At 34.8% G+C, this 15,803-nt stretch carries 14 protein-coding genes; 4 read left to right on the top strand and 10 right to left on the bottom strand.

The window, feature by feature from the left end:
• Positions 1 to 55: 55 nt before the first annotated feature.
• Complete coding sequence (locus C8E03_RS16795; RefSeq protein WP_170123039.1) at positions 56 to 781, bottom strand: LytR/AlgR family response regulator transcription factor; 726 nt, start codon at positions 779 to 781, stop codon at positions 56 to 58.
• 255 nt (positions 782 to 1,036) lie between these two features.
• Here C8E03_RS16795 and C8E03_RS16800 point away from each other — a divergent pair, with 255 nt between their 5' ends.
• From C8E03_RS16800 to C8E03_RS16810, 3 genes are all read left to right on the top strand, one after another.
• Positions 1,037 to 1,651 (top strand): hypothetical protein, encoded by a 615-nt coding sequence (locus C8E03_RS16800; protein WP_110291661.1) that lies wholly within the window; start codon positions 1,037 to 1,039, stop codon positions 1,649 to 1,651.
• Positions 1,652 to 1,715: 64 nt separating this feature from the next.
• Positions 1,716 to 2,339: a hypothetical protein gene (locus C8E03_RS16805; protein WP_110291662.1), complete on the top strand. Its 624-nt coding sequence runs from the start codon at positions 1,716 to 1,718 to the stop codon at positions 2,337 to 2,339.
• A 103-nt stretch (positions 2,340 to 2,442) separates the two neighbouring features.
• A complete protein-coding gene (locus tag C8E03_RS16810; RefSeq protein ID WP_146212340.1) occupies positions 2,443 to 2,625 on the top strand; it encodes a hypothetical protein in 183 nt (60 codons plus the stop codon).
• A 93-nt stretch (positions 2,626 to 2,718) separates the two neighbouring features.
• Here the strand turns inward: C8E03_RS16810 and C8E03_RS16815 are convergent, their stop codons facing one another.
• From C8E03_RS16815 to C8E03_RS16830, 4 genes are all read right to left on the bottom strand, one after another.
• Positions 2,719 to 4,749 carry a beta-xylosidase family glycoside hydrolase gene (locus C8E03_RS16815; RefSeq protein WP_110291664.1) on the bottom strand — a complete coding sequence of 677 codons (2,031 nt, stop codon included), beginning with the start codon at positions 4,747 to 4,749 and terminating at the stop codon, positions 2,719 to 2,721.
• A 435-nt stretch (positions 4,750 to 5,184) separates the two neighbouring features.
• A complete protein-coding gene (locus tag C8E03_RS16820; protein WP_110291665.1) occupies positions 5,185 to 5,985 on the bottom strand; it encodes an alpha/beta hydrolase in 801 nt (266 codons plus the stop codon).
• Between the two features lie 18 nt (positions 5,986 to 6,003).
• Positions 6,004 to 6,843 (bottom strand): polysaccharide deacetylase family protein, encoded by an 840-nt coding sequence (locus tag C8E03_RS16825; RefSeq protein ID WP_110291697.1) that lies wholly within the window; start codon positions 6,841 to 6,843, stop codon positions 6,004 to 6,006.
• Between the two features lie 2 nt (positions 6,844 to 6,845).
• Entirely contained in the window at positions 6,846 to 8,042 is a 1,197-nt protein-coding gene (locus tag C8E03_RS16830) for a GDSL-type esterase/lipase family protein (protein ID WP_110291666.1), read from the bottom strand.
• A gap of 156 nt (positions 8,043 to 8,198) precedes the next feature.
• On the opposite strand from C8E03_RS16830, the gene C8E03_RS16835 reads away from it, so the two are divergent.
• Positions 8,199 to 9,014 carry an AraC family transcriptional regulator gene (locus C8E03_RS16835; protein WP_094378361.1) on the top strand — a complete coding sequence of 272 codons (816 nt, stop codon included), beginning with the start codon at positions 8,199 to 8,201 and terminating at the stop codon, positions 9,012 to 9,014.
• 338 nt (positions 9,015 to 9,352) lie between these two features.
• On the opposite strand, the gene C8E03_RS16840 is transcribed toward C8E03_RS16835, so the two are convergent.
• The 5 genes from C8E03_RS16840 to C8E03_RS16860 all read right to left on the bottom strand — a co-directional run bounded on the left by C8E03_RS16840 (position 9,353) and on the right by C8E03_RS16860 (position 15,740).
• Positions 9,353 to 10,693, bottom strand: coding sequence for a sodium-dependent transporter (locus C8E03_RS16840; RefSeq protein WP_094378362.1), 1,341 nt, complete (start codon positions 10,691 to 10,693; stop codon positions 9,353 to 9,355).
• 252 nt (positions 10,694 to 10,945) lie between these two features.
• Positions 10,946 to 12,103, bottom strand: coding sequence for a trans-sulfuration enzyme family protein (locus C8E03_RS16845; protein WP_094378440.1), 1,158 nt, complete (start codon positions 12,101 to 12,103; stop codon positions 10,946 to 10,948).
• 292 nt (positions 12,104 to 12,395) lie between these two features.
• Positions 12,396 to 13,058 (bottom strand): P-II family nitrogen regulator, encoded by a 663-nt coding sequence (locus C8E03_RS16850; protein ID WP_110291667.1) that lies wholly within the window; start codon positions 13,056 to 13,058, stop codon positions 12,396 to 12,398.
• On the bottom strand, positions 13,051 to 14,541 hold the full coding sequence (locus C8E03_RS16855) for a DUF1538 domain-containing protein (protein WP_110291668.1): 1,491 nt from the start codon (positions 14,539 to 14,541) through the stop codon (positions 13,051 to 13,053). Before C8E03_RS16855 ends, C8E03_RS16850 begins: the two co-directional genes overlap by 8 nt.
• A gap of 98 nt (positions 14,542 to 14,639) precedes the next feature.
• Positions 14,640 to 15,740, bottom strand: coding sequence for an alpha/beta hydrolase family protein (locus C8E03_RS16860; RefSeq protein WP_110291669.1), 1,101 nt, complete (start codon positions 15,738 to 15,740; stop codon positions 14,640 to 14,642).
• Positions 15,741 to 15,803 lie beyond the last annotated feature (63 nt).

Consider the following 15,803-nt stretch of genomic DNA (forward strand, 5'->3'; position numbering starts at 1 on the left):
TAGATAATTTACTGAAAATAGTCTATGATAAATATCTCATTTATAATATTATTTTCTACATTCCAATGAATTCTTTAAAATCTTTTATGTAATTTCTGCTAATTGGTATAGTAAATTTGGAATTTATTAAAATAGCTTGCAACGTATTGTTATACCAAGGTGTTATTTGTTCTATATAATTCACATTAATAATAAAGCATCTATGACATTTGAAGAAGAAATTATTTGCAGTTAATCTATCATCCCAGTATTTTAAAGTATGATTACAAGTAAAAATTTCATCCTCTTTTGTAATAATGATTGTTTTCCCTTCCTCCGAAGAAAAGAAATATATATTAGATAGATCAATCAGGAAGATTTTTTCCTCTTTATATGCTGCAATTTTGGAGTTAAAGGTTAATTTTTTTTTGCTGCTGTTTATCTTTTCTTTCACTGATCGTGTTTGAATCAGATTTTCTAATTCGTTTACCTGTATTGGTATTGTAATATACAAAATACTGTTTTTCTTTAACCATTCTTTTCTTTTATCTTTACTGCTTAAGAGTAAAATAATTACAAAAGGGTGATTTTGTTTTTGATATATATTAGATATTACTACACTATAATAATTATAAAAATCAATATCCCATAAGATAATATCCGATTTTTGTCTTATCTGTGCATTACTCAAAAATACTGAATTATTACAATATTCATCTATAACAATATTATCATCTTGTAATGTTTGTTTTAATTTATCATTTACACATATTTCTTGTGAAATGACAGTAATTTTAAGCATATGAACCGCTCCCTTTATCATAAATTTTAAAATTAGTTTCCCATAATATAAAAGTTCTTACAATCTGGCACACCAACGATAAACCGAAAAGATTTTCAACGACATATAATGAATTTTAAATCGGTATATTGCATTTAACCGTAAATTCAGAATGATACAAGCTTATAAGGCTATAACTAATATTACAATATTGTTCATGTCATTCACGCGTGAAATAACCTATTTTGAATAAAAGATAGAAAAGGAGATATTTTTATGGAAACGAATTTTAAAATTTTTAATGATGGTATTTCTTTAAATGCAGAATCTAACAGAGTTCTCGTTTATTTAAAGCCGGAGGCTGATGAAAATATTATATCTTGTGCCTGGCAATCAGTGACTCCTCAGATTGGAGGGTCTGTAACTTTGCCAACAATCAATAATACAATTTCTGCTATGATTGAAGCAGATAGATATGTAACGGCTGAGCAAGTAATTCCTCTGCAATCAATATCTAAAATTATAGGCGAAACCCCTGCTGACATTAGATTAAGTGAGCCTGTTAAGGATAATAAATTATCTAATGAGTTATGCTATATTGAAAATAATTCCAGTGTAAAAAGTTTGAAAGCAATCTGGTGTCTGAATCATAATCCTGTATGTAAATCAAAGGAAAATTTGTTAAACACTGACAAGTCAACCTTTAAGCTTGAGAATAACCTCTATTTAACCGTAGGAAGTAAAGTAAAAGGTGAGAATTTTGAGGTTCAGACTTGGACAGCTTTAAAAACAATTCCAATTCCAAACAGCTTAAAAAGTGCTGATATTCACGTAACTCTTGATCCTATAAGTAATACACCTATCTTTACAATAACCAATCAAAAATATTAAAAAGAATTAAATATCAGGAGGCAGGTATCTACAGGTTTCAATTAATCTGTAGATACCGATATTAATGAAAATAATATTAAGAAACAATAATATTGAGGAATTATCTAATCAATATTTGATGTATGTAATAATAATTAACAGTCAGGATAACTTTGTATTTCCAATAACAAAAAGCAATAAGCTTAATATTCCAGTTCAAGGTCAAGCCGAGATAGAATTGGATTTTAACAAGGTTATTTCTGTTGCAAAGTATAAGACAATAGCCGGTCAGATCTGTATCAATAGCAATTACTTGCTGCCCAAAGCTGAGTATACTATTGTAAGGAAAGACAAGGTTTTGGAATTTAGTGAAGCCAATCATGTTGATAATCTAAAGGATAATGAAATATCGATAGTAAATCAAACAGATATCAATTTGGAACTATCTTTCAAAATAAACGATTATTATACCTTTGCAAGCTTAAATTGTCCTTTAATGCCAAAACAAACGACAACAATAGAGCTTCGTAAAAGCTTATTCTTAAGCATTGGAAACACGGATTATATTGATATTAACGCTTTAATAGACAACATGCGAAACGACTATACAACCTGGGAGAAAATTGATTTGAAAAATGAAAAGAATTTAGAAATATGTTGTGAACTAGTTGATAATAAGCCGGTTTTCAATGAATGCAAAGAATCATAAACGTATCGATTGAATTAGGTATGTAGCATTTAATCTTCCATCAATATTTATATAGCATTATAAAAAATATAAAATTATTATGAAAGGAGATAATATTATGTTTATGAGCTGTAAATGTATATTCGGTCAACGCGAACAATATTATCACAGAGAAAAAGGAACGAGTACTCAGAAGGATTTTATTGCGGATGCCAAAAAAGATATGAATCCTAATAATCCTGAGGATGTTGAAGTTAGAAATATAAAAATAATTAAAAAGCCAAATCAAAATTCTCATCTAATTTAGCAGCTATATTAAACAGAGAAGCTGTAAAAAACGTACTAATTATGTTCGTTTTTCACAGCTTCTGTTTCTATATCTGCTCAAGCTTTCTTTATTCTACTGTATTCTGAAATAGTCAAAATCTACGTAACCACCAGTTGATTTGGTAGCGTAATTGAATAAAGCAAATCGGTAACCCATGAAATGAGGTAGGGTATAGGACATTTGTAAGGTATTTCCAATTGAAGTCCAATTTGTTCCGTCAAGACTGTAATAGAAATATGCCTTATCGGTTCTATTTTTAAAATCACAGTAAAGCTTAAAGTAAACTCTGTTTTGCGTAACCGGAACAGAGGCCACCTCTACTGCTGAACCGGAGCTTGCATTGACCATAACAATGGATTTGGAGTTTCCGGACATTTTAACACCCACAAGCCCATATTTACTCTGGAAAGCACAAAGACCGGCATAATCTCCGTCTTTCATTCCTCCGATTTCTACTGCAACATTTCCTGAACAGGTAGGTCCAAAGGTTCTTTGTGTTAATGTATTTCTTGCATCCAGAATGCTTGAACTCACCTTTCCAGTAGTAAGTCTTAAATATCCTGATTTTGCTGTTAACGACCAATTCGCATTGTCTGGATTATGATTCCACTGCCATACCAATGGAAGCTTAGCAGTGCTGGTTTTAAACGAAATATCATCCACATAAAAGTCCATTAAATCGTTCGTTTGATTAGGACTTGCAACATAGTTAGTTTCCACAAAAATAAAGTTTTGTGACAGATCTGCATTCGCAGGTAACGTATAAGTACCTTGAATGGTTCCCCACTGCCCTTTTGTTATGGTGCTTGAGCCAAGAATTGAAATTCCCTGATAGCTTGCTCCATTTTGTATACAAAGATTAAACTGCTTGGTATCAGGTCCTGTTGTATATTTTACCTTTGCACTAAAGGTGTAAGTTTCCAAAGCCTTTACCTTACCTGTCAAAATTTGCTTAGGTCCATCGCCTGTATTTTTTCTATTTTGCACCAATAAACTTTTTGATCCGCTGCTATACTCTTGACTGTTTAATGATATCTTAGCAGATCCTGTATTGGTCCATGGTGTAACTGCTGAGTTTTCAAAGCCACCGTTTTCCATGAGTTCACTATCTGATGCAGTAGAATTGAATTCATCAGACGCATAAATTTTCTTAGAGGTATCTCCCTGTGCCTCTAAGGCCACTGAGGAAGGAACCTTACCGCTTGCGCCAAATACCGGCCAGCCATCACTCCATGTTACCGGTACAATATATGGAATTCTCCCCACTGATCCACTATCTTGAAACAGCATTCCATACCATTTTCCATTAGGAGTATCCACAATACCACCCTGTGCAATTCCCGAATCTTTTAATACCACCTTCCCGGTATAGGTTCCGTCTATCGTGTCTGAACGGTAGCAAAGCTCGGTCCGCATTCCACCTGACGGCCATGAAATTAAAAATAAATAATATTTTCCGTTAATTTTTTGAAAATGTGAGCCTTCAGCACCAAGTCCTCCTGAGCCTGCAATAGAACCCGCATTGGTTATTAATGTTTTGTTCAGACCGCCTGATTTAATTGCTGTTGCATCAGCAGTTAACTCTACAATGCTAATATTGCTGTTTCCATGCACCATAAATACTCTGCCGTTATCAAACATCAAAGACATATCATGATAGGTTCCCTGAATTACTGATCTTGTCCAAGGTCCATTTTCAATATCCTTCGTCTGGTATATGTATGTTCTTCCTGCTGTACTTGATGAAAAGCAAACATAATAGGTTCCATTATTATATCTTAAACTGCTTGCCCAAGAACCTTTTCCATATTCATTTTTTCCGTTGCTCAATGTTTGAGCGTCATTACTTTCCAGCGTATCGTATACATAATTCACAATTTCCCAGTTTACTAAATCATAGGACTTCATAATTGGTACTCCTGGATTCATGTGCATTGTTGTACTTGACATATAATATACATTGCCTACTCTAATTACGTCCTGATCTGGAACATCTGCCCATATATATGGATTTGTAGCTGTAGCTGCATTTGCAGATTTACTCAACATACAGGTAGCCAACAAGACCATAATAATGGAACCTATTTTAACCATTTTTATCATATTTATTCCCCTTCTCTTGATACCTTTATTTTTGCATTTACACTATATAACTCCCTTTTTACATAAAAATTTCACTACCCTCCTTTACTATTATTTTACTGTGCCAAACCCCTTTTTTGTTACATTATTCTAAAAGAGTATATATTATTTTAACATATATTCTTAATTTTGTCTATTTTTTTAGTCTTTACGACATAATTTTCGTCATTTTTTTAAGATGTTCTCCTCGTTTAATTTACTTTATTTTATCCACGAATATTAGAGACTTTTACTAACAAAAGCGGGCAAGTCCGCATCACAACAAGGTCTTTTCTATGAAATAAAAAAACCGCCTGTGGCGGGCAAACTTAAAAAAACACTTCTTTGAGTTGATAAACTCATAAAAGCATTTTTTAAATTAAGTATTATAATTTTAATACTTCAAATCAATGAATTTTATTTATTTCCAAGCATCCAGACTATAGCCGGCTCTAAATATTCATTCCAAAACTTCCAGTCATGAATACCCGGGCTTTCCTGATATACCACGTCTACATTTTCATCTACCAAAAATTTGTGAAATCTCCTGTTTTCCTGCAAAAGAAAATCCTCTGTACCACAGGCCATAAAAAGTGATGGCAACTGTTTATTCTCTTTCTTAAGTTTCTTTACTAAATATTCCGGATTGTTCTCACTTTGTTCCAGCTTACTCAAGTCTCCAAAGGTTAGCGTATAATATTCGTAATTTGCGATAATGTCCTCATATTCTTTCGTTTTATCCTTGATATTATGAATAATCAAAGCAGACGATAAGGCAAATATCTTATGGAATGTATCATGATACAAAAACCCTGTATGAATTGCTCCAAAGCCTCCCATTGAAAGCCCTCCGATATATAGGTCTTCCTTTTTTTCAGAGAGTCCAAATGTTTTTGACACATAGCTTACTAACTCTTCTCCGACGAATCTCCCATATGCTTTTCCGGTCGCTTTGGCATCTAAATAAAAGCTGTTGTCTCCTGAGGGCATAACGATGGCAATATTATATTTGATTGCCATATCCTGAGCACTGCTTCCTAGCATCCAATCAATCGTTCCTCCCGAGAAGCCATGTAACAAATAGAGAGTCTTAATTTCTCTCTCATAATGCTTATTTCCTTGAATCATAATTGGTTGTACATCATTTGGTAAAAATATGTGAAAAGTAGTGATTTTCTTTAGTGCCTCTGAAAAATAATTAACTTGTAATAGTGCCATTTTCTTAATCCTTTCTTTTTAATTAATTATTAATTTTTGTCCTGGCTGAATGCTATGTACGCAATTATCTGCCAACAGCCATATTTTGTATGCAGTAGGATTCAGTATCCAATCTCCTTTTGTTGAGAATTTCAATAATTTAAATTGATTCACGTAGTTGCATATTTCCCCGTTTGTAGCCATCCATATATCATCGTGATACTGACTCAAAAATGCAAATACTTTTTCTATGACATCCCAGTTATTCCTTTGGTCAAATTCATAAGAATGACCCCACAAATAAAATAACTGCGGTGATCCAAACAATTTATCTTGCCTTATAAATTTCTCTACTAGCTGTAAAAGATCACTGTCATTATGATGGCAGGTTGGATGCCACTTGTAAAAATCATCCGGAAGTTGAAAGCTGCCTAATCTGTTTACTGTTCTTGCATATTCTATACCGCAGCTTTTTAAACTTTGTATAACTATGTCATCATAAAGTCCAAAAGGGTAAGCAAAGCCCAAAACAAAACCGTTAACAAGCTCCTCTAAACTTCTCCTGTCCTCTAATATCTGATAAGTGACAGTTTGCACTGAAATATCGGTCAGCTTACTATGTGTCAGTGCATGCGCCGCAACTTCCTGCCCCTGATACATAACAGCAATTTCTTCCTTGTTAAATCGGGTAACGTCAGTATCAAAACCATCAATAATTGCATGTTCTTTCTTTCCCAGCAATCCAGCATTCAAATTAAAGGTTCCCTTAATTTTGTATTGATTCATAAGCCTTAACAGTCTTTCATCCTGCTTTACACCATCGTCATAGCTTACAGTAAAAGCTTTTCTTTTACCCTCTGGAAAAACTAGTTGAATCATATTCATTTTTCCTCCTCCCAAATCCATTCCATTGGTATTATTTCGGCCATTGCAATTCCTCCTTCCTGATTTGGATGCAGACCATCACCAATGTGAAGCCCTTCTTTTATATATGCAGGTTGATCTTCCTGTTCCATTCGCTTTGCAAAATCTATAACACCATCAGATAGTGTCTGTTTTCTAATCCACTCATTGAATAACAGTCTTACTTTCTCACTTTCGTCAAGCCACTGCTGGCCATCTTGGCGAAACGGCATCACAGTTCCAATATATACCTTGCTGCCCCTATTATGAGCAATTTGAATCATAGCTTTAATCCCTTCCTGCAAATCTTTGACACTGACAACTTCATCCATGTGCTCAAAAAGATAGGGGTGCATCATATCATTGATTCCTTCTAAAACGAATACACTTTCCGGACATTCATTTGAATATACATCCTCTTCAAAACGTTTTATTGCAGCTTTTCCAAAAAATGATCCATGTCCCGGTAGTTCCGATACGTAGGTTGCATCATGTAAAATGCGGTTGCCTCCAATTCCTCGGTTAATAATGGTTATTTTTCCTGAGAACTTTGCATAGACACGCTCTATTAATGCATCACTGTAATAAGACATATGTGTAATGGAATCACCAAAGAGAGCTACTGTCTTAACGCTTTCGTCTGTCAATAGCTTTATTTCGGAAATTCCAGTAATAATATTTGATTTATTTGCATCTGCCTCGACAAAAGGATAGATCTGTCTGCTTTCCTTTTCCTCAAAATGCTGGTCTTTGGTATAATCACCATTCATGCCATATGCAGTATGCCAGCTTATTGCTGACCAAGTAGAGCAAGCAGATTGTATTTTCGTTTTTTCCTTAATGTATATTGATACTACGATTTGAGTTTGAGCCTTGATATTCCAAGCAATTTCATCGCTGTAGAATTCCTCCCCTGCACCAAGTGTAATCTCTTTATTTCCCTGAAAAGTGATGTCAATAAGATCTTCTATCTGTTGGTTACCGGGCTTTTTTTGACCAATTACAACCTTGTTTAGTATCATTTTGTCTTGTGAATATAAATTTGAAAATTTTATTTTTATTTTTGAACCGTTTAAATTATTATTAAAATATGTTCTCTGTGTAATATCTTCCACTGTACCAATCGTGGTATTATAGTTAATCGGAAGATAGCTCCATGCCGTTTTCCATTCCATAAGATTTACTCCTTTACACTATGACCTACAAGATTTATCGATGTCATGTGATTTACTTACAATATTTGATTTGGGTTAATATGCTAGCATTAAAACTAGCAAAATGCTATAATATTATTTACTATGTTAACTTTCATATTAATTTGGAGGTATTAAATGGCAACTTTATATGAGTCTTTTAATGATACTTACAATCACTTACCGATTAAACTTTATAAGCATGATCTAAAAGGTAAATTCATTTGGGCTCCCTTACATTGGCATCGCAGTATTGAAATTTTTGTTGCTTTTGAGGGTCGCTTAATTATTAATGTCGGAAGTGATAATTTCGATTTTTCCGATGATGATTGGCTAATCGTAAATAGCAGTGAATTACATTCCTCTCGCTATATTAATCTTTCTGATCATTTTTGCGGTATCTCAATTCTGATCTCACTTCCATTTATTGAAACCTGGATTGGTAAAGATCTGTTTTTCTATAATCCGCACAATTTGAAAGTAACACAGCAGATTAAAAAAATAGCTGAAGAAATATATACTCACGAGATCGATTCTCAATATTCCTTGTATTTAATGAAACAGCTATGTGAGCTTTTACTTGTTGTTTCCAAAAGTTGTATTAAAAAAGATACTCCTTACCACAAACCTTTTCATAAGAATTTGGCGAAAGTAACTGAATTTCTTGATTACATTGAAATTAATTACCACGAAAATCTTACATTAAATGAAATTGCAAACTATTTTAAATACTCTCCCTCTTATTTTTCCCGCTTTTTCAAAGAAACTGTGGGCGTTAATTATTATGCCTATTTAAACTTTGTCAGAGTGCATCATGCTACGCAACAGCTTTTAGATACACATGCTACCTTGACTGAGTGTGCCGCTCAAAACGGTTTTCCCAATATTAAATCCTTTATTACTACTTTCAAAAAACTATATGGCTGTACTCCAAAGCAGTTCATCAAACGTTAATCCTTGACACTGCCTGAAATAACTTCTTCTATATATATATTTATAATTATATTAGTTAATATTTTATAATTCTTTTCTTTTTTGTACTAGTTTATGGTCATTTTTTTACATTCTCTGTTTACTTTTCTCTATTCTGATACTGTGTCATATTAATTCCACTCTTATTTTCTCATTGTCAGGTCAGATTGTTCCATATCTGTTTCTTTTTTAATGTATAAATAAGTAAATTGTGCTTTGAGGAAAATAAACTATCTCTCTTTTATCGGTTAATTCTATCATTTATTGAACAAAAAAACAGGATGAAAAGAGATCTTCTTTTACATCCTGCTTTTATTTTATTAGTGAAAGGTGCTATAAATAGATGTTGCTAAAATAATAATTAAAAATATTGGTGCAATATACTTAATAACAATATTATAAAGCTTCTTTCTTTTAAATTCTTCTGATTTATTAATTTCTTCAGCAATAGCTTCCGGCTTTAAAACATATCCGACAAAGAGGCACATCAATAGTGCAGTTATTGGCATAAGAACTGTATTACTGATAAAATCAAAGAAATCAAGAATTGAGAATTTAAGAATTTTAAATTCTGACCAAATTCCAAAGCCAAGAGTAGATGGAATTGCCATAGCAAAACCGATTACAATAACTATGAAACAAATTATTTTACGATTCCATCTAACTTTTTCCTCTATCATAGATACAATTGTCTCCATTAATGAAATGGAAGAGGTAATTGCCGCCAATAATACCAGCATAAAAAACGCTCCGCCAATTACACTTCCAAATTTCATATTAGCAAATATTTTAGGCAGCATAACAAACATTAAGCTAGGACCTGAGGTAGATGCCGCCTTCTCTCCACCTGCAAACGCAAATACTGCTGGTACTACAATCAGACCTGCTATAAACGCTATTCCGGTATCAAAAATTTCAATATACTTTACGCAGCTTTCAATTTTCTCGTCCTTTTTCATATAGGATCCATAGGTTATCATTATACCCATTGCAAGCGACAAGGAATAAAAAAGCTGTCCGGCAGCCGCTACCACTGACTGAAATGAAACTTTATGAAAATCCGGAGTAATGTAATACATAAGACCACTCATAGACCCCGGTACAGTAAGTCCGTATCCTGCAACAAAAATAGATAATAAAATCAAAATAGGCATTAAAATTTTATTGAACTTCTCGATACCCTTTTCCACACCTCCTACAACAATCCCAGCTGTAGCAATTAAAAATATGGATAGAAACAAAATAGGTTGTGTCGTCTGACTGATAAAGCTCTCAAAGTATGTATCCTGTGCTGCTGCCATGCTTTCTTTTGCCAAATATACTGTAAAATATTTAACAACCCATCCTCCAATTACACAATAATAAGGAAAAATTATAATTGGTACAATAGCAGTCAGATATCCAATAAATTTATACTTTTCATTTAATATGCCAAATGCTCTTAAAACACTGGCTCCTGTTTTTCTACCAATTGTAATTTCAGTCAGCATTAATGTAAATCCAAATGTCACAGCCAATATCAGATAAGTGAGCAAGAATGTACCTCCGCCATACTTCGCCGCCAAATATGGAAAACGCCACAAATTTCCCAAACCAACTGCCGAACCTGCTGCCGTAAGTATAAAGCCGATCTTGCCTGTGAACTTTTTCTTCTCTCCCATAGGTTAACATAAATCCTTTCTTTCATTTTCTAATTATATTCTTTATCCCTTCTTTTCTTCTCATAACTCTAGTGATTCTCAAAACGGATGCAGAATTCTGGATTAGCATTCTCTCATCAAAACAGTTATTTCTACAAAAAAGAAGCGCTAATTATATATTCTAAATTAGAAAATTAAGATTTGCAATGCTTTATGTTAAAAATTTTAATATTTTGTACTTTTTTACCCTATTTTGTCTTTTTTTCTCCTATTTTACCCCAATGCCTGATTTAAATCGGCAATTAATTCCATTTCATTCTCAATCCCTACTGAAATACGCAGCAGACATTCATCAATTCCTTGTTCCTTTCTCTTTTCTTCCACAACATCCGCATGAGTCTGATAAATCGGATAAGTGATCAGGCTTTCTGTCCCGCCAAGACTTTCTGCAAACTGAATCAGTCTTACTCTTTGAAGAACCTGCTTTGCTGTCTTCTCACTATTTACCCTGAAAGAAAGCATACCTCCATAGCCGCTGCCTTGTCTGTTTTGTATTTCATAGGAGGGATGTTCAGATAAGCCAATATAATATACCTGTGCAACCTTTTTATGTTCCTTTAGAAAATGAGCGATTGAAATTGCATTTTGCTGATGCTTTTCCATTCTCAGAGCCAAGGTTTTCATTCCTCTAAGAAGAAGCCAGCTATCAAAGGGAGACAATCCCCCACCGGTTGTCTTTATCAGAAAGCGAAGCTTTTCACTTATTACATCTTGATTGGTAACCAAAAACCCGGCTATCGTGTCATTATGTCCACACAGATATTTTGTCCCACTATGTACCACAATATCAGCTCCTAATAATAAGGGCTTTTGAAAATAGGGTGTCAAAAATGTATTGTCAACTATTAATAATATTCCTTTTTCTCTGGCAATTTTGGCTGCTTTTGCAATATCAGTTACCTTCATCATTGGATTAGTTGGCGTTTCTATATAAATAGCAACCGTATTATCCTTAATATTACTAATTATATGATCGGACTGACTGGTATCTGCATAAGATATTTCCAGAGCGTTTTTTTTGCTTACATGCTCTAACAAACGAATCGTTCCCCCATACAAATCATCCGTCACAATAAGATGATCATTTGGCTTAAAAAGCTCGAAGCAGGTTGTAATCGCTGCCATGCCGGAAGAAAATGCCAATGCATCAATTCCCTCTTCTAAATCGGCCACGATTCTTTCTGTTTCTTCTCTGGTAGGGTTTTGGAGTCTGGAATAATCATAGCCGGTGCTCTCTCCTACTGCCGGATGTGCATATGCCGCGGTCTGGTAAATCGGAAAACTGACTGCACCCGTATTGTCGACAGCTCTTCTTAAATCTTTACCATGAATGCAGATTGTTTCTATGGATTGATTCCTTTTGGCACGCATGATTTTACTTTCCTGCAAAGGTGAAATCGCAGTGTTTATTCGATTATCTTGTTTTTTCAACCTATTTCCTCCTTTTCATGCTATCATTACTTGTTTCATAATTATATTATAGTATATCGGGATCAAAAGGTATTTTGTTCCTGATACCTACGAATAGTTACGCACTTTTTGCTCCTAGTATTATTATAGTAAAACAGTAGGAATTTGTATAATACAAAAAAGCGAAAGCCAGTCATAAGAAATACTTATAACCAGCTTATTTTTACTCCATATATTTTGAATAATTCAGTTCTTATTTATAAACACCATACGTTTTATTCACTTTTTGGATATAGATAATACCATTTCCAGGTTCATCAATTTTCAAATGTTCTCTAATTGAATCAACAATCGCATCTGTCATTTCTATTTCAGACAAAATAATAACAATCTCCTTTTCCGGCTCAATTTCTATAGCGAAAAGCTTACTGGTTTCATGTATACCTGAGCCTCTTGCATTCATAATTGTTCCACCCTTGGAGCCTGCCTTTGTTGCTGCGTCAATAACCTCCTCGCCCTTTCCTTTATCTACAATGACTGTAATCGACTGATACATAACCTGCTCCTCCACTCTTTCCTTCTCTGTCATCTCATCCATAATATACTTGGCTCCTATTACTTCACCAACGCAGGTGGTGAAAGCAATTCCATGATTTGGCTTACAGAATTTAAATTCTTTATTCATCTCTTCTAGCGCTATATAGGCAGTTTTTCGTCTGGCAATCATAAATATAATTTCTTTTTTGACCTCTGACAGTCCTATAAAATCCCAAATACGATTGTTTACCGTACCAAGTCCAAGAGTTACCGTCGCACCCATAATACCATGATGCTTGGCTGACTTAATAATTTTGCTGCCCATTCCAAAGTCTATCATCACACAGATTAAATCTATCGCTTCCGCCTGATTATCCATTTGCTTTCTTCTCTCCTTTCTTTGATTTTAATTGAAATAGTAAACCTAAAATTTGTAATGCAATCAATGGTGTCATTGCTACCATTGCTATCATTCCAAAACCATCCACCAATACATCTGCTCCTTCCACTGCCTGTGCAGCTCCCTGTGCATAAGCAAGTATAAACGTTGCCGTCATAGGTCCTGAGGCTACACCTCCTGAGTCAAAGGCGATACCCACGAACAGCTTGGGCACAAAATACATCATCGCGATTGCAATCACATAACCCGGAAGTAAATACTGCCATAGCTGTAATTGAGGAATCAAGATTCGAATCATAGACAATGCAACTGCCACACCAACGCCAATGGAAAGTGTTATCATAACAGCCTTTCTCTTAACATAACCACTTGTAACATTCTCGATCTGATGAGTCAGAACATAAACGGCAGGTTCTGCCAAAATCGTAACAACACCTAATATGAAGCCAATCACGACAACATAAGCCTTGTTTTCAAGTGCCGCAACGCTGTAACCAACAACGCTTCCTACCTCCATGAAGCCTGCGTTTACCCCCAGTAAAAAAAGCACCAGACCAATATAGGTAAATAGCATTCCAAATAAAATCTTACGAACTGCCTGTTTTGATAAATGAAAAGAAACTTTTTGAAACAATAAGAATACAATGATTATAGGTGCTAAAGCAATGATTGACTCTTTTGCCAGCAGTGGCAGCTTCTGTATAAAGGGTTCGATTACAGATACGGTTACAGCTTCATTTTCATCCAGCGTGCCTGTTATTTCATTTGCATTTGTTACAATACTCATAAGCATAACTGATAAAATGGCTCCCCCTGAGGCAATTGCAACCAGTCCAAAGCTATCCTTTTCAGAGGATTTGCTATCCTTTTTCAGGTTTGATACTCCAATCGCAAGCGCCAGAATAAACGGAACAGTAAGTGCCCCTGTTGTTGCGCCCGATGCATCAAAGGCAATCGCCATAAATTCCTTAGAGGTAAACAAAGACAAAATTAAAATAATTCCATATAGTACAGTGAGTATTTTATATAGTGCTATATTGTAAACTATACGAAGGAACCCCAGCACTAGCAAAACAGCAATTCCTAAAGACACCACCAAAACAATATCTACTTTAGATATCAAACCTGACGTAACCGAATCTACCTGCCCGGCAAGTATATGAAGATCAGGTTCTGCAATCGTTATAAAAAAGCCAAGAATCAGCCCAACTGCAACTACGATCCCGACTTTATTTGTTTTAGCGAGCATTGCTCCCATGGTATTTCCAATTGGAGTTACTCCGATGTCAACTCCAATTAAAAATATGGTAAGACCAAATACAATCAAAACTGCTCCAATTAAGAATCTTGCCATTAAAATGCTGTCAATCGGTGTTAATGTAAAATTTAAAATTATTACCAGTAAGGTGATTGGCAATATTGAAATAAAAACCTCTTTCATTTTAGATAAAATTACACTCAAGTTAATCTCTTCCTTTCTTTCTGATTTTGCTCATATAGAAAAGTTTTATCACCTCCCATGACCAAAGGATAAGGTACCTGGCTGATAATGTCAACCTTTTACACACATTTGTTCCTGCATTTATCAATACCCAAAAATTTCCCAAGTGCTTCACTGTGAAAACAATGTCCCCCTTCTCTAATATCGTGCAAAATTTTCTCCTCCTTGCCAAATATCATGTAAGCCTTACTCATAATTTTTAACTGCTCGTATACATTGACAAGACCTCTGCTTCCATTCAAATGATCCTCTCTGCAAGACTGTATCAAAACAGGCTTGGGTGCCATTAAAGCCGCAATGTCACCCATATCTACATGCTCCCACAGATGTGGCACATAATTACAACTGCAATTTCCATTCATTCCAAGCAAAGAGTCCTTGTAGCCATATAGATAACCACTGATGAATGCTGTTTCAATTCTATCCTCTAACGCAGTAAGCCACAAGGAAAGCATACCTCCCCCAGAGAATCCAATGCATCCGACCCCTTTTTGGGTCCATTCACCCCGCTCTTTCACATAATCCAACAATCTCATCATATCCCATACATTCATACCAATTACGGTTTGTCCCAAAGGTTCAGCCATATGTGCCAAATGAAAGCAGCTTCCATTGATAAAGGAATACTCCTCCTCCGATTGAAGTGCTTCTTCTCTTCGTTCTCCAAAACCTCTGATATCGGGACACAGCACTACATAGCCAAGTCTGGCAAGCTGCATTCCATAATCATAATGAAATATTTTAATCTGTTTGGCTGCGGCTGGAATATCATAACAGCCTGCTACACTATACTTTCCTGCTCCCATATGTCCAGGCAGGGCAAGATAACATTGTATCTCATCCTCACGTATTTTAGGCGGTATCAGTACATAAACTGGCATATATACATCCGGTTCTACCTGTATCACCACCTTTTCTCTTAACATACCATCTTCTAGCAAAGTAATCTCAAGCGTTTGCGCTTCTGGCTCGCAGGCTTCCATTTTATCAAGGCCAATCAGATCCTTTAAAAGCTTTCTTGTATTCTCTCTCCAGATAAAATATTCTTCCTTTGTTTCTGCCATAAACCTGTTTTTTCTCCCCTTATCAAAACGCTTATCAAAATGCTCCTTACAGGTATAGTATTTCTTTTTGTTTGTAGTTTGGTTCTTGCTTTCCATATCAATCCATCTCTCCTTTTAATTGTGCGCTATATTCGAAAAAGTACCTGCCATACCCCTCGT

It is taken from the genome of Lachnotalea glycerini, assembly GCF_003201285.1.
Taxonomy (GTDB): Bacteria; Bacillota; Clostridia; order Lachnospirales; family Lachnospiraceae; genus Lachnotalea; species Lachnotalea glycerini.

Bases quoted from the DNA above. Each gene is read 5' to 3' on its own strand.
- C8E03_RS16795 (WP_170123039.1), bottom strand. From the start codon at position 781: ATGCTTAAAATTACTGTCATTTCACAAGAAATATGTGTAAATGATAAA.
- C8E03_RS16800 (WP_110291661.1), top strand. From the start codon at position 1,037: ATGGAAACGAATTTTAAAATTTTTAATGATGGTATTTCTTTAAATGCA.
- C8E03_RS16805 (WP_110291662.1), top strand. From the start codon at position 1,716: ATGAAAATAATATTAAGAAACAATAATATTGAGGAATTATCTAATCAA.
- C8E03_RS16810 (WP_146212340.1), top strand. From the start codon at position 2,443: ATGAGCTGTAAATGTATATTCGGTCAACGCGAACAATATTATCACAGA.
- C8E03_RS16815 (WP_110291664.1), bottom strand. From the start codon at position 4,749: ATGATAAAAATGGTTAAAATAGGTTCCATTATTATGGTCTTGTTGGCT.
- C8E03_RS16820 (WP_110291665.1), bottom strand. From the start codon at position 5,985: ATGGCACTATTACAAGTTAATTATTTTTCAGAGGCACTAAAGAAAATC.
- C8E03_RS16825 (WP_110291697.1), bottom strand. From the start codon at position 6,843: ATGATTCAACTAGTTTTTCCAGAGGGTAAAAGAAAAGCTTTTACTGTA.
- C8E03_RS16830 (WP_110291666.1), bottom strand. From the start codon at position 8,042: ATGGAATGGAAAACGGCATGGAGCTATCTTCCGATTAACTATAATACC.
- C8E03_RS16835 (WP_094378361.1), top strand. From the start codon at position 8,199: ATGGCAACTTTATATGAGTCTTTTAATGATACTTACAATCACTTACCG.
- C8E03_RS16840 (WP_094378362.1), bottom strand. From the start codon at position 10,693: ATGGGAGAGAAGAAAAAGTTCACAGGCAAGATCGGCTTTATACTTACG.
- C8E03_RS16845 (WP_094378440.1), bottom strand. From the start codon at position 12,103: ATGCGTGCCAAAAGGAATCAATCCATAGAAACAATCTGCATTCATGGT.
- C8E03_RS16850 (WP_110291667.1), bottom strand. From the start codon at position 13,058: ATGGATAATCAGGCGGAAGCGATAGATTTAATCTGTGTGATGATAGAC.
- C8E03_RS16860 (WP_110291669.1), bottom strand. From the start codon at position 15,740: ATGGAAAGCAAGAACCAAACTACAAACAAAAAGAAATACTATACCTGT.